The sequence below is a fragment of the Paenibacillus lutimineralis genome (genome assembly GCF_003991425.1).
Taxonomy (GTDB): Bacteria; Bacillota; Bacilli; order Paenibacillales; family Paenibacillaceae; genus Fontibacillus; species Fontibacillus lutimineralis.
Window position 1 is genome coordinate 3,968,553 of record NZ_CP034346.1, and the last position, 24,506, is coordinate 3,993,058.

The following is a 24,506-nucleotide window of genomic DNA, read 5'->3' on the forward strand; positions in this document are numbered from 1 at the left end:
TGTGCAATGAAGATTCGATGTTGGTTCCACTCCCTTAATTTAAGGGCCAAGAGTGGAACAACTTCGAATTTAACAATGAAATTAGTTCCATTCTATACCATTGGAAAGGAAAGAAGCAACCGCCCATCAAGCAAGCGGCTGCTCTTCATTTAGATCTATTTACATGCAGAAAATATGCTTTCCAATCGTCTTAACCTGCGGTCTGGTCCAGATCCATTTAGAAGTTGCTGTCTCTGGATTGAAATAATAGAGGCAGCCTCCAGAAGGGTCCCAACCATTCAATGCTTGCTGAACCGCCTTCTTCGCGGTCTCGTTCGGCGTCAGCCAGATTTGTCCGTCAGCAACCGCTGTAAAGGCCCCTGGCTGGAAGATAACCCCTGAGACGGTATTCGGGAAGCTTGGCGATTTGACCCGATTCAGAATGACAGCGGCAACAGCAACCTGACCTTCAAACGGCTCTCCGCGCGACTCACCATAGACAGCATTCGCCATAATGTTCAGATCATTTTGTGAAAGTCCCATCGCATTGGATGGCGATAGCTCCTCACTTTCAGTCTTCGCTTTCTCTGGTGCCTTTGCCGGAGTCTTGGCCGTCTCCTTGCCCGTTTCTTGGTTGGATTCCATACCTGGCTTCCATTGCTTGGTTGCTTTCCATAGCATAAGCTTCGTTTTCGGACCTGCTAAACCATCCACCTTGAGTCCGAACTCAGATTGGAACCACTTTAAGGAATCCCGGGTCTTATCTCCGAATTTACTGTCGATCTTCCCGTAATAAAAACCCAAAAAAGCCAGACGGCCTTGAAGCTCGTACACATCCTGTCCAAATGCGCCATAGTTGATAACCTGTTCACTAAATACAGGCACGGCCTGCTTGGGGACCTCTTGATTTGCCTTTACATCGTTGGTCTGGATTAAATGATATATCCCAAACCCGATGCCGAATAAAAGCAGCACTAAACCGGCGGCATACCATATTTTCGCTTTTATCATTCGTTTAGCTCTACCTTTCTGTTGTGGATTAACATGGATGGTTGACTTTAGTATGACAAGCCCGACCACTTCCTATGCACTCCAAAAAAGGCAGTAACGAATGCGATTTGTAACTATGATATGAGTGTTCAAAAAGTCCGGTTTTCAGCACCGAGAAGGTTGAATGAAGCAGGGACTGAGGAGCGGAGCGTAGGCAAAACCTACGTGAGCACCTGAGATGTTTCCGTAGGAAATATGACTTCGTAAGCATCCACTTAGGCCCAGTTGAATTCAAGATTCTATGTCGAATATGCTTTCAGTGTTACTTCGGGATCAAAAGCGGACTTTTTAAACTACTTCTAAGATGAGATCTTGTTATTATTCATTTTGAATTGCTCCATCGTAAGCAGCACTTCCCGTGGTTTACTTCCTTCATAAGGACCTACGATCCCCCGCGCTTCCATCGAATCGATCAATCTTGCGGCCCGAGTATAACCGACGCGCATTCTCCGCTGCAGGAGCGATACCGAGGCCTGCTTCGCCTCCAGGACAATCTGCACCGCTTGATCATATAATTCATCGAGAACCTCTTCCGGCTGTGTCGATTCCTCATCGATTTCCGGAACCAGGCTCTCATCATATTCAGCTTGGCCTTGAGTCCTCACATAAGAGACGATCGTCTCGACTTCTTGATCGCTCATGAATGCTCCCTGAACGCGGATTGGCTTCGATGCTCCCATCGGCATGTACAGCATATCACCGCGACCGAGCAGTTTCTCAGCACCGGCCATATCCAGAATAGTACGGGAATCGACCTGTGAGGAGACCCCGAAGGCAATCCGCGATGGAATATTTGCCTTAATCACCCCGGTAATAACGTCAACCGAGGGCCGTTGTGTAGCAATAATTAGATGAATGCCCGCAGCCCGAGCCATTTGTGCGAGACGTGCAATTGCATCCTCCACATCATTCGCAGCAACCATCATCAAATCGGCAAGCTCGTCCACGATGACGACGATATATGGTAGTACCGCCTCGGGATTATCTTGCATCATTTGGTTATAACCTTCGATATTGCGGGCCCCCGATTTGGAGAACAACTCATAGCGCTTCTCCATCTCAACAACGATCTTCTTCAGCGCTAGCGAAGCGCGTCGTGGGTCGGTAACTACCGGAGTAAGCAGATGAGGAATACCGTTATATACATTAAGCTCAACCATTTTCGGGTCAACCATCATAAACTTGACTTCATCCGGCTTGGCTTTGTAAAGAATACTTGTGATGATCCCGTTAATACATACCGATTTACCTGAACCAGTAGCTCCGGCAACGAGCAAGTGCGGCATTTTGGCTAGATTGCCAACGATAGTCTGTCCCGAAATATCGCGACCAAAGGCAATCGTTAATCTAGCCTCCGAATTCATAAAGGTCGGCGTCTCCATAACTTCACGCATCGTGACAAGAGATACTTCATTATTCGGTACTTCAATACCAATCGCAGATTTACCTGGAATCGGTGCTTCCATGCGAATATCTTTGGCAGCAAGTGCAAGCGCAATATCATCGGTCAGATTGACAATCCGGCTAACCTTAACGCCGATATCAGGTTGAACTTCATAACGGGTTACGGCAGGCCCCCTTACCACCTCAAGCACACGTGCGCGTACCCCGAAGCTCTCCAACGTAGCTTCAAGTTTACGAGCTGTCTGCATATAATCCGCCTGATCGCCGGCTTTGCCCGATCCGGCAGGCTTCGAGAGCAACCGGAACGATGGCAACTTATATGGCTTCGGTGCAGGCTTTGGCGGTGCAATCGGTACATCCGTTTCGGTTTCCTGTTCTCCAGAGGAGGCTTCCGCCTCAAGACTAGAGTCAATCTCATCCAAGTTCGCTACCTCATTCTCTTCAGCAAAAGGATCAGGAACACTTCCCTCCTCTTCAGGCCAAGTCGCCCCATGATCGAAGGCTTCAAAGTCTCCCTCCATGGCTTCTTCCTCATCTTGCAGACGACTCTCCCGCTGAATATTGTCAAAGAAATCACGAATGATAGGTCCTCTATCCTCAGTAGCAAGGTCTCCATTCTGCTGGCCTTCATATTTCAATTCATTCCAGTTAATGCCTTGACTTGATTCTGATTCTAATGGTTCAGTCTGCTGATCTTCATTTATGTAATTATCATTCACAGCCTTAGTCTGGGTTGCAGCACTGCCTTTATAACCAAATAACTGAAAAAATACCGGTTTCTTCTTCGGTGGAGACTGTTGTTCCTCTTCAGCCAACATATAACCTGCATTGTCTTCCTCTATATCCTCACTTGGCGATACTGTCACCGGCTTAGCCTCCCGCCGATTCCGGTTCTTCACGGGAACAGGGCGCAGCATTCGCACTTTCTCACCCATCTGTTTGCTAAGCTCCCCTAATCTGCCACGCAGCAGACGAACGATATCCACATAGGATAAGCCAGTAATCAGCATGAAGCTGATCGCCAGCATGACGATCATGATCAGCGTAGCTCCAGCCATGCCAAATAGGGAAAAGAGCAGAGCAAATTCTATACCGCCGATATACCCCCCACTGATATTTAGATTCAGCATACTGAAGCCCATATCAACCGATGTTGGCTGGAACAATGAAGTACGCAGATCGATATGAATCTGGCTCAAAATATTGCCGAAAGTCAGCGGAACGATCGGTTCCAGCCTTTGCTGCATGGAGATTAGAGTGCTCATCAGAGCGAGCGCAAGCACAGCAAGCAGGCCCCCGCTGCGTCTAGTCGTCCAGCGGGACGGCCATTTGCGATTGATCATGACGGCTAGTCCAACATAAATACCTATTAAAGGAATCACGAAATAGAACTTGCCCAGCAAGAGAGCCGACATCTTGGATAATGTTCTTCCTACCGCGGCTTCGCCGGACAGCGCTATTATAGATAGTGTAATCAGGATGATCCCATAAATTTCATATTTTAGCAAATTGCCTATGGCAACAGCCTTCTTTTTCTTCTTCCTTTTTTGTGCCAAAACAGGAACACCTCCCAGATGAATATTATACCATATCCACCCGATAAAACCGCTACCCCTTTCTTTGAGGTGGTTCAAAAAGGCTACTTTTTGATAAGAAAACCGACCGAAGTAATTCAAGGATGAGCGACCGCGATCCAAAGGTAAGTTTTCTTGCAATATAGAATTTCATCAGCTTCCGCTGATAACGTATAAATTCTATATCTAACACAAGTACTTAGTTAAACAAGGCTGGTAAATAGACGATTTGCTGTCCGGGAGCGAGCCGCGGATTCAAATAATCTTCAAGATTACAGCGCAGCAATCTGACGATCGTTGCTCGATTCCCCTGTTCCATCCGGACCTGCATTAGAACGCCCCCCATCTCAAGCTCCGTATACATCTCCTGAACCTCAGGCTGCGCCCAATACTCCTCTTCAGGCATAATGGTATAATGCGTCATTGCTTCGGTCCTCCTTGAGCAGTCTTTCTTCGCGAATCGATCAGACTGTTTAATTGAAGCAAACCTTCGCCGATCCCCCCAACTCCGTCAATCAGGCCATACTTGACCGCATCATTTCCTCCAACCGATGTCCCGATGTCCCGATTAAGCTCGCCCGTCTTGAACATCAGCTCCTTGAACGTGTGATCAGTAATATTAGAATGCGACGTTACGAAGCGGACGACTCGCTCCTGCATTTTCTCGATGTACTCGAACGTCTGAGGAACACCGATTACGAGTCCGGTCATACGGATCGGATGAATAGTCATCGTCGCACTCTCAGCGATCAGTGAATAATTAGAAGCAACAGCAATAGGTACACCAATACTATGCCCGCCTCCAATAACGACGGTGACCGTTGGTTTCGTGAGGGAAGCGATCATCTCGGCGATAGCGAGCCCTGCTTCCACATCACCGCCGACCGTATTTAAAATGATGAGCAAACCCTCAATCTTCGGATTTTGTTCAGCTGCAACCAATTGCGGAATCAAATGCTCATACTTTGTCGTCTTATTCTGCGGAGGCAGCACAAGATGACCTTCGATCTGGCCGATAATCGTTAAGCAATATATGTTGGACTCTCCTGGAGTTGGTACAGCCGTTTGACCAAGCTGCTGGATCATATCAGTTACATCGGGTTTATCCCCTGGCATCGGCTGTTGTACCTCTGGCTTTTCCCCTGGCTCCGTCTCCTGACGCACTGATACTTCACTATGTCTATGCATTATGCACCTTTCCTTCCGGCATTAGCCTGTAATCTAATCTTACGTCCATAAGGATTAGTATGCCGATATTCTTCCGGCCTCATTACAGTACTAAGCAGAAGAAGTGCCGTGATACAAAAAAAGCCCCCCTCCCACGGGGAACCGTCCAATATTACCTTTGGGAGAGAGGCGACTGTGTGCCTAGAATATTATTTTAATTAGCTGCATTCAAGCAGTATTACACTTCCATGATGATTGGCAAAATCATCGGTCTGCGACGTGTCTGTTCATATAGGAAACGTCCGAGCGCATCTTTGACACCAGTCTTAAGCGAAGCCCATTCATTTACGTTCTCGCTCATCAATTTCTCCAGCGTGCTGGATACGATTCGATTCGCTTCTTCTAAGAGCCCTTCGGATTCACGCACATAGACGAAGCCTCTGGATATAATATCCGGCCCAGAGACGATAGTGCCATCCTGCTTGCTCAGCGTGACAACAACGACCAGGATTCCGTCCTGTGACAGAAGCTTACGGTCGCGCAGTACAATATTACCTACGTCACCAACGCCAAGTCCATCAATCAGTACATTACCGGACGGAACTTTCCCTGCCTTGCGAGCTACACCGTTCTGAATCTCAACAACATCCCCGACATCTACCAGGAAAATATTATCTGGATCAACGCCTACGGATTCACCAAGAAGCGCATGTTTGCGAAGCATCCGGTATTCACCGTGCACTGGGATAAAATATTTCGGACGCATCAGGTTCAGCATCAGCTTAAGCTCTTCCTGACTGCCGTGACCAGATACGTGCACCCCGGAATTTGAACCGCTATATATTACCTCAGCACCAAGACGGAATAATTCATCAATTGTTCTTCCAACGTACTTCTCATTACCTGGTACTGGAGTAGCAGCGATAATAACGGTATCCCCAGGCAAAATATCGACCTTGCGATGTGTTGAGCGCGCCATCCGGGTCAGAGCGGACATTGGTTCGCCTTGACTGCCTGTACACAGAATGACTACACGATCTGCGGCCATTTTATTTACTTCTTCTGGCTCAATCAACAAGCCGTCTGGTACATTCAGATAACCGAGTTCTGAGGCAATCGTCACGACGTTCACCATACTGCGCCCGATGATCGTCACCTTTCGACCTGTTGTATAAGCCGCATCAATAACCTGCTGAATCCGATGAACGTTGGAAGCGAACGTCGCAACAACTACCCGCTGCTCGGCCTTGCTAAAGATATCATCAAGTACGATACCTACATTCTTCTCAGATGGCGTAAATCCAGGCCTCTCTGCATTCGTGCTATCCGATAGCAAGGCGAGTACGCCGTTCTTTCCGATTTCACCCATGCGATGTAGATCGGCAAACTGATTGTTCACCGGCGTATGGTCGAATTTGAAGTCCCCCGTGTGAACGACATTGCCTTCTGGCGTCTCCAGGCATACCCCTACGGAATCCGGAATACTATGGTTCGTTCTAAAGAAGGTAGCCTTCATCGTAGATCCCAGTTGAACTTCGGAATCCGCGTTAATAAGCACCCGCTTCGTCTCACCCAGTAGACCTGCCTCCTTCAGCTTGTTCTCAACCAGACCCAACGTAAGCTTAGTACCGTAAACGGGCACATTCAAGTTCTTGAGAACATATGGCAAGCCACCGATATGATCTTCATGACCATGGGTAATCAAGATACCCCTTACTTTATCACGGTTCTCCGTCAAGTAAGTAATATCAGGAATGACGATGTCAATGCCAAGCATATCTTCCTCCGGAAATTTCAGACCGGCATCGATGACGACGATATCATTGGCATATTGAACGACATACATGTTCTTTCCGATTTCGGCAACGCCGCCCAATGAAAAGATCATCAGTTTATCATTATTCATTTTTTTGGACAAGTGAATCTAACCCTCCTAATTTGTTTGGACGTCGTAAATTTTGAATTTGTTGTTATGCACCCGATCAGTGCTCATTTAAATAAAACTATAAAAAAACTTAACCGCACCCAGTCACTTGAAATACATTATACATGATTAAAAAGATAAAAAACAAGTCAACTGAATTTCCTGCATACCTCTACATTGCTCCAGAATAAAAAAAGCAATGCCTCATTCAAGGCATCGCTTTATGGTTAAGTATCATAAATTTGGTTGTTCGTGAACTAGCTCAGCAACTTGCGAATGCGCTCTGCTTCCGCCTCTGTCGGAGGAATAAGCGGTAGTCGCACCGATCCCACCGAATATCCGCGCTGGTTAAGCGCATACTTCACAGCAACCGGATTTGGGCATTCGAATAATCCCTTGAATACCGGCAGCAATCTTTGATGCAGCTTCGCAGCTTCTTCTACTTGACCTGCCAGGAAGCTAGTGATCATTTCCTTCATCGGACCGCCAACGATATGACTTGCAACACTCACAACCCCATAGGCCCCAACGGCCATAGCAGGGAGCGCAGCCGCATCATCACCGGAATACACTTTGAAATCGGCCGGAGCAGCACTAGCAATCTCAGCCACTTGGTCCAGAGGAGCGCACTCCTTAGTAGCGACAATATTAGGGATTTGCGCCAATCTCAATGTTGTCTCAGCACTGATGCTAATGCCCGTACGACCCGGGATATTGTACAGTACAGCTGGCAATGAAACCGAATTAGCAATTGCAGAAAAATGTTGATATAACCCTTCCTGGGAAGGCTTATTATAATATGGGGCTACAAGCAACAGTCCATCTACACCCAAATTCTCTGCTTTTTTGGACAATTCAATGGTGTGGGCTGTATTGTTGCTACCAGTCCCCGCAATAACTTTGCATCTGCCAGCCACATGTTCTACCGTAAAGCGAAATAACTCCAGCTTTTCCTCGTCTGTCAATGTTGGAGACTCGCCGGTCGTACCGCATACAACCAGGCTGTCGGACTTCTGTTCCTCAATTAGATAATCGATAAGACGAGCTGTCTCGCCCCAATGAATTCGATTCTGTTCATCAAATGGTGTAACCATCGCTGTAATCAATCTACCGAAATCCATCTTCGTCTCCCCTCTCAATTCGCTGAATAAGCGGAATATAACTTATTTATAGGCTTAAGCTATCTACCGGCCCAGTTCAAACTTGGTATGCAAAGCCCGCAATGCCGCCACCATATCATCCTGATTGACTAGTACCCAAATCGTCGTATTGGAATCCGCAGATTGCAGAATCTGTACATTCTGCTCCGTTAATGCTTCAACGATTTTGGCCATAATTCCCGGAACTCCATTGATTCCACCGCCGATAACCGATACTTTGGCGCAGCCTGTAAGCACATCCGGTCTCAAGTCGAGCTGCTCCAATACATGTACCGCTTTATCCGAATCATGGTCAAATACCGTATAAACGACTCCTGACGGGGTAACATTAATAAAATCGACACTGATTGAATTCTCTGCCATCGTCTTAAAGACCTGCAGCTGTAAGTACTCCTTATTGTTGCCACTGGATGCATCAACCTTGATCTGTGTCACATTGTTCACATAGGCGATGCCAGTAACATAACGGTCCAAAATGCCGAGTTGCACATCCTTGAATCCTTCCGGGTTCGCAACGAGCGTTCCTTCGCTCTCCGAGAATGTGGAGCGTACGCGCACAGGTATGCCTGATTGCATGGCAATTTCAACTGCCCGCGGATGAATGACCTTGGCCCCTTGATGAGCCATATTGCATATTTCAGCATAGCTCACATAGTCAAGCTGTCTTGCATCCTCTACGATTCTAGGGTCTGCTGTAAGGATGCCGTTTACATCCGTATAAATATCGACCATTTCAGCATGAAGCGTCGCACCCAGCGCCGTTGCCGAAGTGTCGCTTCCACCGCGTCCCAGTGTCGTAAAGTCGCCGATCTGATTTTGCCCCTGGAACCCAGTTACAATTACAACGTCTTTCTGCTCTAGCTGCTCCAGCACTCGGGTAGGAACAATTTCGAGAATTCTGGCATTGCCATAATGGCTATCCGTTCGGAACCCAGCCTGCGCCCCCGTCAATACGGAAGAAGAAATATTTTCTCTATTCAGCAGGCTGCTAAGCATGGATGCGGAGATCATTTCACCACAGGCTAACAGTAAATCCTGTTCCCGCGGCTCCAATGATCCCCCAGCACCAGCAATAAGATCAAGAAGGGTGTCTGTTGCATATGGGTCGCCTTTTCGACCCATTGCTGACACCACCACAACGAGCCGGAAACCGTTAGCCAGCTCCCGGCGAATATGTGAGATGACGTAATCTCTTGCCTCCGGAGTGGAGAGAGAAGTGCCACCGAATTTTTGCACTAAGATGCGCATGGGTATTCCTCCAATTTACGTATGCGGAGTAAAGCTTGACTTTATTCCGTTATTCTAGGTTGTTATGGTATCAAGTTTTATCCTTTGGCTGCAATAATCTCTGCAATTTGAACAGCGTTCCATGCTGCGCCTTTTCAGCAGATTATCGGACACAATCTACAATTTCAGCGCCCGCGCATTGCCAAGATTACGACGCAGACGGTCTATGAACACCTCCGTCTTGACGGCAGCTTCCGTGACCAGAGTCTTAGCTCTGCACTGCCGGATCGTCAACAAGCGTCACACCCGGTGCATCGGACAGCAAGCTTCTCACTCCATCCAGATCGTGGCCCGTGCCAACTTGACATAGACCGACCTCAAAATGCCCATAAACAACCGGAATACGCACGCAGGTTGCTGTTACCTAAGTTAATAGTCCTTCATATGCCCCTATGAATTGAACCGTTCTCTAATGAGCGGCTGCAATTGCTTACCTTCAAGCGCCGCGAAGCAGGCCTCAGGAACCAGTTCCATCTGTGCCACAAGAGAATTTGGCTTCTCTACCGGATTATCCTGACCGAAAGGAACGAAGTATAGATTCTTCGCGACGATAAGCTTGGCGATGTTCGCCAGATTAAACCCCAGACCATCATTCGTTGAAATGGCGACCACGAGTGGACGCCCATTGCGCATTTGCGCTTTTGCTGCCATCAGGACAGGACTATCTGTTACAGCATTCGCAAGTTTACTGGTCGTAGTTCCTGTACAAGGCGCTATAACCATGATATCTAGCAATTTCTTAGGTCCGAGCGGCTCGGCCTCGACAATTGTAGAAATGATATTATTCCCGGTAATATCTTTTAACTGCTTCTGCCAATCCTCTGATTTGCCAAAACGGGTATCCGTCGTTAGTACCGATTGGGATATGATCGGAACAACTTTAGCACCATCATCCACAAAACGTTGGATTTGCGGCATCACCTCAGCAAGTGTACAATGTGAGCCTGTTACCGCATAACCTACCGTTACACCTTGCCAATTCACTCTTCATCCCCCCGTAAATGGAACTCTTCCGTAATCGACTGACACAATGTGTTCGCTATAATAATTCCAGCCGTTTTAGGAGCTACGATTCCAGGTAATCCGGGAGCAAGGAGCGCTTTGATTCCACGCTTCTCGGCGAAGCGGAAATCCGTTCCGCCAGGAGCTGAGGCAAGGTCGATAATTACCGTTCTTCTAGGCAATTTCGATATGATTTGCGCTGTGATTATCATAGTCGGTATTGTATTAAAAATCAAGTCAATATCGCTAGTGTAAGCGGTCAAATCCCTTGTCATAAAAGGCTCCCAGCCCATAACAGCAGCTCTCGCAGCATCCGCCTCCCGGCGGACACCTACCCTGATTTTCGCCCCTAATCCCTGCAAAGTCTTCGCCAGAGTGAAGCCTGTTCTCCCAATTCCAAGCACGACACAGGTCGAGTCGTGAATGGTAATATCAGTATTCTGAATTGCCATCATAAGGGCTCCCTCTGCCGTCGGAATCGAATTGTATATCGCCACATCATCACGATCAAGGAGTTCGATCAGACGGAAACCATACTCGGTGCTCATCCGTCGCAGCAAGCTCTTGGCCATGCCCGTGTATACCAGGGCTCCCTCCCGTATGGCCATAAACAGCTCCTGCTTCATCACCAGATCTCCGCTTCCGAACGGCGCAGCGATAATTCCATTGTCATCGCAGCCAATCACCGGCATGACGATAATATCCGCCTCTTGCAGCAAAACAGAAGACAACGCTTCATGCCTCACTCCGGAAGGCGAATTTTCCAACTTGTCGAAGCCAACCAGACGAACCAATGCATCTAGTTCAATACACTTATTAATGACTTCGACCTGCCTGGCATCTCCACCCAGGAACACAATTGTAAGACCGGTCAGCATTCAGGACGCCACTCCTTCCAGGCAATACAGTATAGAGCATAGTATGCCGATGCCTACCAAGTGGTGAAGGTGACAGTAAACTTTTTACACTGCCCAAGCTGCTGTTTGGACTAGTCTGAGAAAATAGCAATGTTTCATCCTACTGTGATAGTGATGGCATGGTAAATCTACAAATACACAAAAAACAAGCATGCAGGCTTCAGTCATTCGACTAAGCCTGCATGCTTGTAATTTACTTCTATACTTACTTCGTTCCCGTATGACCAAACCCGCCGGCGCCACGCGCTGTATCGGACAGTTCATCTACTGTAAGCAGGTTAACCACTGGTACAGTCTGGAACACCATTTGCGCAATACGCTCATTGCGTGTAATTGTGAACGCCTCGTGCCCCAGATTGATCAGCAGCACCTTGATCTCTCCGCGATAATCCGCATCGATCGTCCCAGGCGTGTTAAGGCAAGTGATACCATGCTTCAAGGCCAGTCCGCTGCGCGGACGGATTTGCGCTTCAAGTCCAGCTGGCATTGCGATCGAAATGCCTGTGGGTACGAGAAACCGTTCTCCAGGCTGTAATCTGATATCCTGTGTTACTGCTGCATAAAGATCAAAACCAGAGGCAAGCTCAGACATTTTGCGGGGAAGCTCTACGTCCTCATTGCCTGGCATACGTTTTAACTGCACATCAAATGACAAGTTCATCTCTCCTTAATCCGGATATTGCCCGGTCCGAGGCACCTACCATGGCAAGTGCGAACGGCTTCTTGAACATTTCCTTAATACAATAGTCTACATCATCCATCGTTACCGCATCAATACGATCTATCATTTGATCGAGGGTAAAATGACGTCCTAGCATCAGTTCATTCTTACCGAGACGGTTCATCCGACTCCCCGTACTCTCCAAACTTAGAATCAGGCTGCCCTTAAGCTGCTCCTTGCCCTTACGGAGCTCGTTATCGGTCAGTCCGTTTTGTGCGATATCATGCAAAATTTCCTTCGTTAAAGTCAGAACATCTTCGGTCTGCTTCGGCGCAGTCCCAGCATAGACCGTGAACAGGCCGCTATCCGCACTAGAGCTGTGATAGGAATAGACAGAGTAGGCCAGGCCACGCTTCTCGCGAATCTCCTGGAACAGGCGAGAGCTCATGCCTCCACCAATCGCATTGTTAAGCAGCACCATCGCATATTGTCTGTCATCCCCGGTGGCAAGTCCCGGAAATGAGAGACAGATATGATTCTGCTCCGTCTTCTTCTTATAGAACCTGAGCTCGCCGAGAAATTCAGGTACGACCAATTGATCACTAACTCCATGATTACTGAAATTTCCGAAATATTTCTCTAGCAGCTCAATCAGAGAGTCATCGATATTGCCTGCAACACTAATCACTGTATTCTCGATCGTATACTTCTCTCTCATATATTGGCGAAGATGATCTGGCGTCATTGCCAGAAGCTTCTCCTCGGTTCCAAGAATAGGCAGGGCCAAAGGATGTTCCCCATAGGCGGCTTCTGTTATGAGATCGTGAACCATGTCATCCGGCGTATCTTCGTACATCGAGATTTCCTCCAGGATGACGTTCTTCTCTTTGCGAAGCTCTTCTGCATCAAACAGTGAATGGAAGAACATATCCGACAGCACATCAACCGCAATCGGCAGATGTTCATCTAGTACCTTGGCATAGAAGCAGGTATACTCCTTCGAGGTGAACGCATTAACATTGCCGCCGATTGCATCGAATTCCTCAGCAATGTCTTTGGCACTGTATCTTGACGTTCCCTTGAACAACATATGTTCAATAAAATGAGAAATCCCGCCCTGCTCCGGCGTTTCATTACGCGACCCAGTCTTCACCCAAATACCGAAGGAGACAGATCGGCAGGATGGAATTTTCTCCGTAACGACCCGCAGGCCATTGCTTAATTGCGTCTTATTCACTAAGGATCCTCCTAAAGGTTTTGCCCAGCAAAACTTGCTTCGTAAGCAATCATTTAAATGGATAGCTTGACAAGCAACCCGCGAATTGATAAATGCAATCCTATCCTATCAAAAAAAAGGCTACCGCTCAACTCCGGGTGCATCGATCCGGTCAGGGGACAAGGTCTGTTCCACCGTCCCCAGCTTGATCCCCTTACGTTCGATCACCTGAATCATCCCTTTTAAGGCATCTCGTGAAGAAGCTGTTGGATGCATTAGAATCAATGATCCGGGTTCAACCTTTTTGGCAATTTTCTGTACTATCGTGCTTGGTTCAGGTTTCATCCAATCAACCGTATCTACCGTCCATAACACGGTCTTCAGACCTTGCTCAGCAGCTAGATCAATAGTTCTTTGATTATAATCTCCGGATGGCGGTGCGAACCAGCGATTCTCCACCCCGAGCTTCTGCTTCAAGAGATCTTTCGTCTTCGATATTTCCAGCCGGGCCCTGCTATCGTCCAGTTGACTCATGTTCGGATGAGAATAGGCATGGTTCTCCAGCTGATGTCCTCTTTTTTGAATTTCTAGCGCCAGATCGGTATTCTTCTTCAGCCAGCTTCCATCAAAGAAGAAGGTTGCCTTCACTTTGGCTTCATCCAGCGTATCAAGCATCGGTATAATGTACTCGTTGCCCCAAGCTACATTAATCATAAATGCGGCCATCGGCTTGTTAGGATTGCCACGAAAGATCGGTGTTGCCCCCAAATCATCGAGGCTTACCTTCGGCTTTAACTCGCGATAGACAAATTCAAGCTTCTGGCCAGCCCTCGCAGCTTTAGCCTTCTCATAGGTCTTCTCTATATCTACCTCACGACCATTATATCCGGGTACAGCCTTCCATACTCGGTCAACGACCGCATCAATAGGTTCAATCCTCCGCTTATCTGCCTCCGCGCGGATTTGCGCCAGCAAAGGATCATCCTCTTTCCTCTCCGCAAGTAAACCGAGCACGAGCTTATTTCCCTTCTCATGGTCGCCACCTGCTACAAATTTGTGAATTCCAGCAAACTGCCCCAGCATCATCACGAGCAAGGTCGTTGCAACGATTACCACCAGTTTTTTTCGACTCATGACAGACTCACCCCTTCAGCGGGTTTTGTCCTAATCTTATGAAGACAAGTCCTAGAATATGCGAAATAAGCAGGGTTTGGAAAAAAGACTGTTCTTTTCAGAAAATTTATGTTATAATTACATTCGTTGATTAAATTTAACCTCGTAAGTTCCTCGAATTTTTCTAATTAACCCATCTAGAAGTGAAGAAAATTCCTATTTTATAACCCTAAAAAGTAAGAGTTTTAAGTTACGGAACGTTTGAAATTTTCTGATTCACACTGGAGCGGTCATCGGAGCCGCAAGGACGAAAGAGAGGCAGGGCTTTTGTTGTTTTAGAAGCAATGTACCGATTGATGAACTTCACAAATACGGAACCGTGTACAGCAATTTTTTTATTGTGCTGTCAGAGGTTAAATTTATAGAGTCGCTTTATATTAATAGCGCATGATACACAAGTACCCGGCGATAGTCATCGCCGGGTACGTCCAATTTATAGACTTAATATCTTCATTCCTCTTTATGTCGCACTCAATTCCACATTTTTAATCATCGCTTCCTGGTCCGAATCCACTGATTCCCCCTGCCATAGCAGGCGCATTTCTTCACAGGAGGCCAGCAGATCCTGCAAAGTGCCTTCGGCTTCGATTTGTCCGTCTTTCATAACAATAATGTGATCCGCCCTCGTCAGAGCCGCCCGTCGATGGGATACGGCAATACAGGTCATATCTGTTTCTTGGAATAACCCTTCCCATACTTTTTGCTCTGTCTCTACATCCAGTGCGCTAGATAGATCATCAAATATAAATAAGTCCGAATCTGTCATCATCATTCTCGCTGTCGCTGCCCGTTGAATTTGCCCGCCAGACAGCATAACTCCTCTTGGCCCTACATAAGTGTCCAGTCCGTTGTCGAGATCGGCTATATCTTTATCCATGACAGACAGGCGAATCGCCCGCTCCAGAGCTTGCTCATCCGGCCCACCTTGAACGATATTCTCCTTCAAAGTATCACTGAATAGACGAGGAACCTGCGGAGTATAGGCCGCTCTTGGAGGAATCAGGAATTCGGCGGCATTTACCTCCGCACCATTCCACATAATCTCACCTTTTTCCTTAGGCAGAAGACCTAGCAGTGTCCGCACCAATGTTGATTTACCCGAGCCAATTCGTCCGGTTATCACGAGGAATTGTCCCCGCCTTAAACACAGATTCACATCCAATATCCCGCTGTTCGATTCTGGATAATGATAGGACAGATTTTTAACCTCTAGACTTTGCAGACGCTCCTCCGGCTTCTTCTTCCTTATTGGCAGCTCCGGAGGCTCATTGTTCAGGTAGGTCTCTCTTGCTTCAATAATTCGATCCTCTTCACCAGGTCTAAATAAAGTGCGCATTCTATCAAAAGATACTTTCAGACGTTTATGCTGATATACCATATAACCAAATAACGATATACTGAAACCAATATTGGTAAGATAGGTCGTATATAGTGCAAAATCCCCTACTGTAAACCGTCCTGCCTTCATCTCTACCGCACACATGAGCAAGATTAGCCCCGTGCAAATACTCAGCACATGCTGATTCAACGATCTCATCCACTGCTTGAACAAATTGTCCTTAAGCGCTGCCTGCCGTCGCTCTTCATTAAGCTTGGTAAACTTTCGATGCACATGCTCCTCGGCCTGGCCGAGCTTGAGCGCCTGTACCGCCCCAAAGGTCTCAGCGATGAAACTCGTAATTCGACCGGTAGCCTCACGGTTCAATTGACCGTATTTTCGCGCTTTATTGCCGGACAGATTGTTCAGCAAGGTTACGATGATTAAGGGGAGAATTGCGACTAACGTAATCTTCCAGTTAATGTTGGCCATAATAACAACGGATACTGTTGCAAATATCAGCCTCCCCCAGAAATCAACCCAAGACTCTACATATTCAACTACCTCATCCACATCATCCCGAAAACGGCTCATCGCCTCCCCAGGAGACGCAGGCAAGTTCCTCCCCGGCCAGCGCATTATTCCAGCCAGCATATTCGTACGCAAAATCGCCTGGATATGAAAAATATAAGTTACCCACTGATAGAAGGCTGTAAAAAAGGTTCCAACACGCAGAAATCTGACCAGCGCCAAAACGATCAGTGGGGTTGCAAGCCACAAATAATTGTCGCTCCCTATAGTCGCACGATCAAAGAACCACTGCATTCCAAGCCCGAACAGGAGCGGCAAGGAGTGGAATACCCCCCACAGCAGACCATTCAATATGAACAGGAACGGCTTATAACGAAATAGACGGCTGATAAAGCCTGTAATATTCATGCCAATTCCTCCTCTCTACCGGTTGCGAGCAATTTGGCATAATGCGAATCAGGATTGCTAGCCAGCTCCTCACGATCTCCAAACTCCAGGATATGGCCATCACCTAGCATTAGAATCTTATCAACCTGCTCCAACGTAGCCAAGCGATGTGCAATAATTACTCCAGTACAATGCTTCATTAATGAGTCTACAGCCAACTGAAGCATCGATTCCGTAGCTGCATCCAGCCTTGATGAAGGCTCATCCAAAACGACAAGACTCGGCTCGGTCAGAAATACACGCGTTAACGCGAACAGTTGGGCTTCACCGGCAGATAAAGAAGAACCTCCAGAGGACAGATGAGTATCCAGTCCATTCGGCAAAGCTTCAATCCATGTGCTCAAACCAAGGCGCCCTGTCGTCTCCAGAACTTGTTCATCCGTTAAATCTGGATTAAATAGCGTTAGATTGTCACGCAGCGTTCCATCGAATAACTGTACGTCCTGAGTAACCATCCCCACACGCTGGTAGAGCGCAGGCAGCTTCAGCTTCGTAATATCGATGCCTCCGATCCGGATTACCCCCTGATTGATGTTATACAGTCGCAACAGCACACGGCTAAGACTCGATTTACCACTCCCCGTACGACCGATAATTCCAAGTCGTTCCCCGGCTTCAACCCGGAACGTTAAATTGTTCAAGACAGGCTTATCTTCACTATAGTGAAATGACACCGCTTCAAATTCTAGACTTAGTGCACCTTCAGGCAATAACTCCTGATCCCCGCTCACAATTTCGCTGCGGCTTGACAGTAACTCTCTGGAGCGAAGCATACCGGATTTTGCCTTCTGGAACTCCTGCACCTGATCGCCGAGCATTTCTATCGGATCGTTCAGCATCTGTGTATATTGATAGATGAGGAACAGCATACCCAGTGATATTTTACCTGTTAAATAATAATGAACGCCGAGCATCAGCACTGCAGTTACAGCAAGGGCGAACAGAACGACCGTCGTATTCCAAGGAATGATCCGTAGCATCCATGCCCTCCGTCCCGTAATGGCTACTGAGCGCATCGCGCGGTAGAATCGATTCATCACATAAGGCACATGACCGTTAGCCTGAACATCTTCAATCCCGGCTATCCGTTCCTCGATCAGACCGAACAGAGCCGCACTTGTTTCCCTCTCCTTCTTAGACGACTGTACGCCAAGATTGCGGATAATGACCATAAACAGAATCGCAAGCAGTGTGAACAAGGTCATTACGCCAGCGATTAACACATTAACGTTGAACATATACCCCAAGATCCCAGCCAACAGAACGAAGCTCCCGATAACTTGAACGATGAACATGGCAAAAAAATTCGAGATCCCCGTAACATCACCATCGACTCGCTCGATCATTTCCCCTGGTGTCTTCAGATTGTGAAATCGCATATCTAGCTTCAGACAGTGTCTGAGCAGATCGCCGCGCAGCTTGTTCGTTGATCTCCAGGCGACATCATTGCCTATGTAGCTTACGGCTACTGTAATTAACTGATTGCTTACAGCTACGATTAGAAAAGCGCCAGCAAGCAGCAGAAGGCTGGATACGAGGCCGTCCTCTGCGGCTGTATCGATAAAGCGTGCAACAATCTGCGGATTAATAAGCTGCAATGCTGTTGATATAAGCAGCATGACAAGTAGAAGCGCGAGCTTCCCCCTGACCGGCTTCAAATAGGTAAAGAGCCAGGTCATTGATAATTTCTCTTTTGTAGCCATCTCGCCCCTCCCCGTTCTTAGCAAAAATGATCACTTTGGCACAATATTCCTCAATATTACATAAATTCAAGCGCAGATTCAAAGGAAAAAACAAATATAAAAAAAGAGTACGCAAAAAAGAGCCAGAATGATCATTCTGCCTCTTTTCCCGTAATGGTATCTGTTCAAAGTGAGAGCTTAAGAGTTTGATTGTTCCTTCTCCGCGGTTAATACCGCTTTACGGGAAAGATTAACCCGTCCCTGTTGATCGATCTCGGTTACTTTGACAGTAATCGTATCCCCGATTGCAATGACATCCTCCACTTTAGCAACCCGTTCCGTTGAAAGCTGGGAGATGTGCACTAAACCGTCTTTGCCTGGCAGGATTTCTACGAAGGCGCCGAATTTTTCAATCCGTTTGACTGTACCTACGTATATTTCACCAACGACAACTTCCTTAACGATACCTTCGATAATCGAGCGTGCTTTGTTATTCATCTCTTCATTAGTCGAAGCGATAAATACTCGTCCATCCTGCTCAATATCGATCTTAACGCCGGTCTCCTCAATGATCTTGTTAATGATCTTGCCACCAGCGCCGATAACATCGCGGATTTTGTCCGGATTAATGTTCATGATAGTAATCTTAGGCGCATATTGAGACAAATGCTCCTTCGGAGTTTGAATGCGTTCCAGCATTTTACCAAGGATGAACATGCGACCTTCTCTTGCTTGTTCCAAGGCTTCGGACAAGATTTGACGGTCAATCCCGTCGATCTTGATATCCATCTGAATTGCGGTTACGCCTTCAGCTGTACCAGCTACCTTGAAGTCCATATCGCCGAGATGGTCTTCCATCCCTTGAATATCCGTTAAGATCGATACATGCTCTCCATCCTTGATCAAGCCCATAGCAACGCCGGCAACAGGCGCTTTGATCGGTACACCAGCATCCATCATGGCCAGTGTGCTGGCACAGATACTTGCTTGAGAAGTAGAGCCGTTCGATTCCAATACTTCTGATACGAGACGAATTGTATAAGGGAATTCCGATTCCGGTGGAATAACCTTCGACAGCGCCCGTTCACCTAATGCACCATGTCCAATTTCACGACGTCCTGGCGCGCGCAGAGGACGAGCCTCGCCCACACTAAACGGCGGGAAGTTATAGTGATGCATGAATCGCTTCGATTCCTCAAGATCAATGCCATCAAGAATCTGTACATCGCCCAATGCTCCAAGCGTACAAATGCTAAGCGCTTGTGTCTGACCGCGAGTGAACAGACCGGAACCATGGGTGCGTGGCAATAGATTGATATCGCATTCGATTGGACGAATCTCATTCAACTTACGTCCGTCAGGACGAACTTTATCATGAGTGATTAGGCGGCGCACTTCTTCTTTGACGATGTCGTGCAGTACTTCCTTCACATCATCCAACAACTCGGGAGATTCTATGTACTTCTCCTCAAAATAAGCGACAGTCTCATCATTGACCGCATCGATTGCATCCTGACGAGCATGCTTCTCAGCAATCTTAACAGCTTCAATCAGACGCTCGGAAGCAAACGCGCGAACTTCGCCATTCACATCTGCATCAACTGCGTGCAGCTTCACTTCCATCTTCTCTTTGCCTGCAAGAGCAACAAGCTCTTCAATCGTAGCGATGATCTTCTTGATCTCATCATGCCCGAACATAATCGCTTCCAGCATCACTTCTTCCGGAACCTCATTGGCTTCGGCTTCAACCATCATGATCGCATCTTTGGTACCGGATACGACAACATAGATATCGCTTGCTTCTTGTTGAGCAATGTCCGGATTAATGACGAATTCACCATTCACACGTCCTACAGCAACCCCGCCAATCGGTCCGTTAAAAGGAACGTCCGAAATGCTCAGTGCGGCTGAAGTACCAATCATCGCAGCAATCTCAGGCTCACAGTCCTGATCCACGCTCATAACCAGGTTGACGATCTGCACATCATTACGGAACCCTTCAGGGAACAGCGGGCGGATCGGGCGGTCGGTCAGACGGCTTGCAAGAATCGCTTTCTCACTCGGACGTCCTTCGCGCTTGATAAAGCCACCAGGAATTTTACCTACAGCATACAACTTCTCTTCATAGTTCACGGTCAATGGGAAAAAATCTAGATCCTTAGGTTCTTGCGATGCTGTAACAGTACACAGCACAGCCGTGTCGCCATAACGGACCATTACCGCTGCGTTAGCCTGCTTGGCCAAGCGCCCGGTCTCCAATGTTAGAGGTCTTCCTCCCAACTCCATCTTCACATGCTTTTCCATGAAATCCCTCCTTATTCACAAATAAAACTTCGTTACAAATCTCATTATTTCCTGCTTCTATCCGATTCATAAAGCAACAAAAATGATTATTGTTTATTTTTTTCATTATAGCTAAAACAAAAGCTCCTCACGGAGCCCTTCATTAGCAGTTATGCGTCATTATTTCAGAAATAGTACATATTGTATTTCTTCGTAAAAAGCAACCCAGCGGCCGACCATTCGCTGTAATAGCGCTCGGCGGCTACCAGGCTGCTTCTCAAACAAAGGAATATTAACGGCGCAATCCGAGTCTTTCGATCAACGCGGAGTAACGTCTAACGTCTTTGTTCTTCAAGTAAGCCAACAGCTTGCGGCGTTGACCAACCATTTTCAGAAGACCACGACGAGAGTGATGGTCCTTCTTATGGGAACGCAAGTGATCCGTCAAGTTCACAATGTTCTCCGTGAGGATAGCAATTTGTACCTCTGGTGATCCGGTGTCGGATTCATGAGTTTTGTACTCTTCGATCAATTGTTGTTTACGCTCTTGAGTTAATGCCATCCATTCCACCTCCTTTACAAGAATCGCCATTAGCCTAGTAGTCGGACGGTGAGACCTGACAACCAAGCCAAGGTTGTTTTATATTGACATACGGGAATATCCTGCATGAGCAACGTAAATCAGTATAACATAGATAAGAGATAAAAGTAAATGATGCTTGTTCGCATTATTCCGCTGACGACAATATTTGCTTCGCCGTCTCGGCATCATTGGTAATTTGCGCAACTAGTTGCTCAATAGAGCCGAATTTGCGTTCCTCACGGATGAAGCTGATCAGTTCGACCGTTAGCAGCTTCCCATAGAGATCCCCGCTGAACTCCAGCAGATGAATCTCAATGGATGGAACCGTCTCATTCTCATGGAAGGTCGGCTTGACCCCTACATTCATAACTCCATGCAGCACCTGATCTTCATGACCAACTCTTACGGCATAGACTCCTTTTCTTGGTAGGACAAAATGCTCGCCCATCTTCAAGTTAGCTGTTGGGAAGCCAATGGTACGGCCGCGCTTCTCACCGTGCATGACGATTCCCGACAAGGAGTAAGGACGGCCTAATAACCGTCGCACTTGCTTCACATTGCCTTCTTGAAGATCAAGGCGGATGTTTGAGCTGCTCACCTTATCGCCTTCGATCAGAAACGGAGGGACAATCGTGACATCAAGCTTGTAATCGCTCAGCTCGCGCAGCATTCCCGCGTGGCCTTCGCCACGATATCCAAAATGAAAATCAAAGCCAACGACAGCGGTATGAATCTCGAGCGGCATCAGCATACCGCCGACAAAGTTTTGCGGACTTACACGCGAGAAGCTGTCATTGAATTCTACAATATATAAATAATCCACACCCATATCGCGGATAATCTTCTCTTTCTCCGCCGGTGGGGTCAAGTATCCTTCATAGTCACCTTTCTTCATGACTTCCTTCGGATGGGGATGAAACGTCATTACGCCGGAAGGGAGGCCCTGCTCGGCAGCAACCCGTACTGCAGATTTAATGACACTCGCATGACCTAGATGCAGTCCATCGAATTGGCCGATGGCAATGACCTGCTTTCTAGCGCTCCGCGCGATCACATCTTCAGTTAATGGATAGGTCAAATATATCGTTTCCACTTGTCTCACCTGCAATTTCACTGATATAGAGGTAGTTCAATCTCGGTGCTGAAAACTGGCCTTTTTGAACACGCAATTATAGAGCTAGTCCAAAAAGTCCACTTTTAATCACAGAGTAGATCTAGTACCTAAACTTACTCTGAGCCTAATTCGAATCGGGTAGAAATACCTTCACAGGAGTAATCGCCCCGGTCTCTTCCCCTATACGGAAAATGCCTAAAAATTGCTTGGCAGGACTGTATAGACGAATAACGTCCCCACGATTCGCTGACGGCTTGATAGCATAAGGAGAGATCCGCTGTCCTTGCAGGGCTGCCTGTACCTTCTCCTCTTGCACGATATGCGCGGGCAAATGCTGAACAGCCTGATCGATCGGCAACAGGTATGACTGCAAAGTTCCAGCTTGAACATGCTCAGCTACCTGTTCCAACGTAAGGCAATGCTCATCACGGATTCCGGCGGACATCGTTCGCTTAAGTCGAAGCATCGACGCAGGAACACCTAAAGCCCGCCCGATGTCCACGCAGAGCGTTCGAATATAAGTGCCTTTGGAACAGAGCACGCGGAATGACAGTTCCGGATAGGCTAAATCCGGTTGATACGAGATCAGTTCCAGCTCATGAATCGTCACTTCACGTGCCTTGCGTTCTACAACCTTGCCCTCACGGGCCAGTTCATAGAGTCGCTTCCCATCCTGCTTCAATGCTGAATACATCGGAGGAACCTGTGATATCGTACCGTTGAATTGGGACAAGACTGCAGACACCTGCTCTTCATCTACAGAGACATGCTCGTCACGCTCAATCACCGTTCCGGTCATATCCTCTGTATCAGTAGCAATGCCTAGCACGAGAGTGGCTTCATATTCCTTGGGCAATTCCTGCAAATATTCAACCATTCTAGTTGCTCTTCCGAGGCATAGTGGCAAAACTCCGGTCACCGCTGGATCGAGCGTCCCTGTATGGCCGATCCGCTTCATCTTTAAAATGCCGCGCGCTTTGGCAACAACATCGTGTGAAGTGAAGCCAACCGGCTTGGCGATAGGGAGAATTCCTTCATATGATATCATAACTGTAATTTCACCTGCTCCACAACATGTGACACGATCTGTGCCAGATCCCCCTCGATCCGGGCTCCTGCCGCACGCACATGGCCGCCACCTCCGAAGCTCTGGGCAACCTCGGCCACATCTACCTTTCCAGCGGATCGAAGACTGACTTTCACGGCGCCTTCATGGATCACTTTGAACAGCATTCCGACTTCTACCCCTTGAATATTGCGAGGATAATTCACAATGCCTTCGAGGTCCTCATGGATAGCCCCAGTTACTCTCATATCCTCATCCTGAATCACTACCCAACTGATCTTGCCATCATCCGTGATCTGTAGCCCGTTCAACGCTCTCGTCAAGAGCTTCAATTGTGGCAAGGTCATTTGTTCAAGTAGAAGCTCTGACAACCCTGGACCATCCACCCTGTATTCGAGCAGATCCGAAGCAATGGCCATCACCTTCGGCGTTGTGTTGGAATATCTAAATCCTCCGGTATCCGTTAACATTCCGGTGTAAATCGCTGTTGCGACCTCAAAATTCAACGGAACCTCCATATATTTTAATAGATCATATAAAATCTCCGCGGTCGCAGCCGCCTCAGGCACAATTAAATTAACGGCACCGTATGCATCATTGGTTGGATGATGATCAATATTCAAGATAAGGGCATCATCAGCGAACCATTCCGCAGTCCGACCAACTCGCTTAAAATCTGCGCAATCCACGCAAATGACATGGCTGAATTTAGTATCAAGCGGAACCTGTGAGAGATCTACAATCTGCTCAGCTTGCCATAAATAGCTCATACGGCGGGGAATCGGTCCCTCATTCACCATCGTATAATTTTTGCCTAAACAAGAGAGAAGCCAGCCCACTGCTAACGTGGAACTGACTGCATCTCCATCCGGCTGAATATGCGCTACGACCAGGAAATCGTCATGCTCCATCAGGAATTGTTTAACCTGTTGGAACTCACGTTCTTTGGTTTGCATTGCCGTCTCCTT

The 24,506-nt window shown here is 47.5% G+C and carries 19 protein-coding genes and 1 pseudogene; all 20 read right to left on the reverse strand.

Translation table 11 applies throughout. The annotated features are described in order from the left end of the window. Window positions 1–159 precede the first annotated feature (159 nt). Window positions 160–990: a spore cortex-lytic enzyme gene (gene sleB / locus EI981_RS17490; protein ID WP_127000290.1), complete on the reverse strand. Its 831-nt coding sequence runs from the start codon at window positions 988–990 to the stop codon at window positions 160–162. Between the two features lie 338 nt (window positions 991–1,328). Beyond that, on the reverse strand, window positions 1,329–3,989 hold the full coding sequence (locus EI981_RS17495) for an FtsK/SpoIIIE family DNA translocase (protein WP_127000292.1): 2,661 nt from the start codon (window positions 3,987–3,989) through the stop codon (window positions 1,329–1,331). A gap of 217 nt (window positions 3,990–4,206) precedes the next feature. Further along, on the reverse strand, window positions 4,207–4,431 hold the full coding sequence (locus EI981_RS17500) for a YlzJ-like family protein (RefSeq protein ID WP_127000294.1): 225 nt from the start codon (window positions 4,429–4,431) through the stop codon (window positions 4,207–4,209). Then, a complete protein-coding gene (locus tag EI981_RS17505; protein ID WP_127000296.1) occupies window positions 4,428–5,195 on the reverse strand; it encodes a ClpP family protease in 768 nt (255 codons plus the stop codon). Before EI981_RS17505 ends, EI981_RS17500 begins: the two co-directional genes overlap by 4 nt. Window positions 5,196–5,412: 217 nt before the next feature. Then, complete coding sequence (locus EI981_RS17510; RefSeq protein ID WP_127000298.1) at window positions 5,413–7,092, reverse strand: ribonuclease J; 1,680 nt, start codon at window positions 7,090–7,092, stop codon at window positions 5,413–5,415. Window positions 7,093–7,355: 263 nt separating this feature from the next. Beyond that, the gene (dapA, locus tag EI981_RS17515) at window positions 7,356–8,219 is read right to left on the reverse strand and encodes a 4-hydroxy-tetrahydrodipicolinate synthase (RefSeq protein WP_127000300.1); all 864 of its coding nucleotides are present in this window, start codon (window positions 8,217–8,219) and stop codon (window positions 7,356–7,358) included. Window positions 8,220–8,282: 63 nt separating this feature from the next. Continuing rightward, a complete protein-coding gene (gene dapG, locus EI981_RS17520; RefSeq protein ID WP_127000302.1) occupies window positions 8,283–9,506 on the reverse strand; it encodes an aspartate kinase in 1,224 nt (407 codons plus the stop codon). A 77-nt stretch (window positions 9,507–9,583) separates the two neighbouring features. Continuing rightward, window positions 9,584–9,909: pseudogene (locus EI981_RS17525) on the reverse strand (Asd/ArgC dimerization domain-containing protein); the annotation flags it as partial. 26 nt (window positions 9,910–9,935) lie between these two features. Then, on the reverse strand, window positions 9,936–10,529 hold the full coding sequence (locus tag EI981_RS17530; protein ID WP_127000304.1) for a dipicolinate synthase subunit B: 594 nt from the start codon (window positions 10,527–10,529) through the stop codon (window positions 9,936–9,938). After that, on the reverse strand, window positions 10,526–11,425 hold the full coding sequence (dpsA, locus tag EI981_RS17535; protein WP_127000306.1) for a dipicolinate synthase subunit DpsA: 900 nt from the start codon (window positions 11,423–11,425) through the stop codon (window positions 10,526–10,528). Before dpsA ends, EI981_RS17530 begins: the two co-directional genes overlap by 4 nt. A gap of 244 nt (window positions 11,426–11,669) precedes the next feature. Then, window positions 11,670–12,092, reverse strand: a complete 423-nt coding sequence (gene dut / locus EI981_RS17540) for a dUTP diphosphatase (protein WP_418789071.1) — start codon at window positions 12,090–12,092, stop codon at window positions 11,670–11,672. Between the two features lie 16 nt (window positions 12,093–12,108). Further along, the gene (locus tag EI981_RS17545; RefSeq protein WP_127000310.1) at window positions 12,109–13,362 is read right to left on the reverse strand and encodes a M16 family metallopeptidase; all 1,254 of its coding nucleotides are present in this window, start codon (window positions 13,360–13,362) and stop codon (window positions 12,109–12,111) included. Between the two features lie 120 nt (window positions 13,363–13,482). Beyond that, window positions 13,483–14,475 carry a polysaccharide deacetylase family protein gene (locus EI981_RS17550; protein ID WP_127000312.1) on the reverse strand — a complete coding sequence of 331 codons (993 nt, stop codon included), beginning with the start codon at window positions 14,473–14,475 and terminating at the stop codon, window positions 13,483–13,485. 499 nt (window positions 14,476–14,974) lie between these two features. Further along, on the reverse strand, window positions 14,975–16,771 hold the full coding sequence (locus EI981_RS17555; protein ID WP_127000314.1) for an ABC transporter ATP-binding protein: 1,797 nt from the start codon (window positions 16,769–16,771) through the stop codon (window positions 14,975–14,977). Continuing rightward, window positions 16,768–18,513, reverse strand: coding sequence for an ABC transporter ATP-binding protein (locus EI981_RS17560; protein WP_127000316.1), 1,746 nt, complete (start codon window positions 18,511–18,513; stop codon window positions 16,768–16,770). The genes EI981_RS17555 and EI981_RS17560 overlap by 4 nt, the downstream gene beginning before the upstream one ends. A 177-nt stretch (window positions 18,514–18,690) precedes the next feature. After that, entirely contained in the window at window positions 18,691–20,796 is a 2,106-nt protein-coding gene (gene pnp / locus EI981_RS17565; RefSeq protein WP_127000318.1) for a polyribonucleotide nucleotidyltransferase, read from the reverse strand. A 271-nt stretch (window positions 20,797–21,067) separates the two neighbouring features. Then, the gene (gene rpsO, locus EI981_RS17570) at window positions 21,068–21,337 is read right to left on the reverse strand and encodes a 30S ribosomal protein S15 (RefSeq protein WP_068780757.1); all 270 of its coding nucleotides are present in this window, start codon (window positions 21,335–21,337) and stop codon (window positions 21,068–21,070) included. A gap of 166 nt (window positions 21,338–21,503) precedes the next feature. Continuing rightward, window positions 21,504–22,451, reverse strand: a complete 948-nt coding sequence (locus EI981_RS17575) for a bifunctional riboflavin kinase/FAD synthetase (protein WP_127000320.1) — start codon at window positions 22,449–22,451, stop codon at window positions 21,504–21,506. Window positions 22,452–22,596: 145 nt separating this feature from the next. Then, window positions 22,597–23,520 carry a tRNA pseudouridine(55) synthase TruB gene (gene truB / locus EI981_RS17580; protein WP_127000322.1) on the reverse strand — a complete coding sequence of 308 codons (924 nt, stop codon included), beginning with the start codon at window positions 23,518–23,520 and terminating at the stop codon, window positions 22,597–22,599. Beyond that, entirely contained in the window at window positions 23,517–24,494 is a 978-nt protein-coding gene (locus EI981_RS17585) for a DHH family phosphoesterase (protein ID WP_127000324.1), read from the reverse strand. Before EI981_RS17585 ends, truB begins: the two co-directional genes overlap by 4 nt. Window positions 24,495–24,506 lie beyond the last annotated feature (12 nt).

Excerpts from the sequence above, each read along its gene's own strand:
- sleB (WP_127000290.1), bottom strand. The coding sequence starts at position 990 with ATGATAAAAGCGAAAATATGGTATGCCGCCGGTTTAGTGCTGCTTTTA.
- EI981_RS17500 (WP_127000294.1), bottom strand. The coding sequence starts at position 4,431 with ATGACGCATTATACCATTATGCCTGAAGAGGAGTATTGGGCGCAGCCT.
- EI981_RS17505 (WP_127000296.1), bottom strand. The coding sequence starts at position 5,195 with ATGCATAGACATAGTGAAGTATCAGTGCGTCAGGAGACGGAGCCAGGG.
- dapA (WP_127000300.1), bottom strand. The coding sequence starts at position 8,219 with ATGGATTTCGGTAGATTGATTACAGCGATGGTTACACCATTTGATGAA.
- dapG (WP_127000302.1), bottom strand. The coding sequence starts at position 9,506 with ATGCGCATCTTAGTGCAAAAATTCGGTGGCACTTCTCTCTCCACTCCG.
- dpsA (WP_127000306.1), bottom strand. The coding sequence starts at position 11,425 with ATGCTGACCGGTCTTACAATTGTGTTCCTGGGTGGAGATGCCAGGCAG.
- dut (WP_418789071.1), bottom strand. The coding sequence starts at position 12,092 with ATGCCAGGCAATGAGGACGTAGAGCTTCCCCGCAAAATGTCTGAGCTT.
- EI981_RS17550 (WP_127000312.1), bottom strand. The coding sequence starts at position 14,475 with ATGAGTCGAAAAAAACTGGTGGTAATCGTTGCAACGACCTTGCTCGTG.
- EI981_RS17555 (WP_127000314.1), bottom strand. The coding sequence starts at position 16,771 with ATGAATATTACAGGCTTTATCAGCCGTCTATTTCGTTATAAGCCGTTC.
- EI981_RS17560 (WP_127000316.1), bottom strand. The coding sequence starts at position 18,513 with ATGGCTACAAAAGAGAAATTATCAATGACCTGGCTCTTTACCTATTTG.
- pnp (WP_127000318.1), bottom strand. The coding sequence starts at position 20,796 with ATGGAAAAGCATGTGAAGATGGAGTTGGGAGGAAGACCTCTAACATTG.
- rpsO (WP_068780757.1), bottom strand. The coding sequence starts at position 21,337 with ATGGCATTAACTCAAGAGCGTAAACAACAATTGATCGAAGAGTACAAA.
- truB (WP_127000322.1), bottom strand. The coding sequence starts at position 23,520 with ATGATATCATATGAAGGAATTCTCCCTATCGCCAAGCCGGTTGGCTTC.
- EI981_RS17585 (WP_127000324.1), bottom strand. The coding sequence starts at position 24,494 with ATGCAAACCAAAGAACGTGAGTTCCAACAGGTTAAACAATTCCTGATG.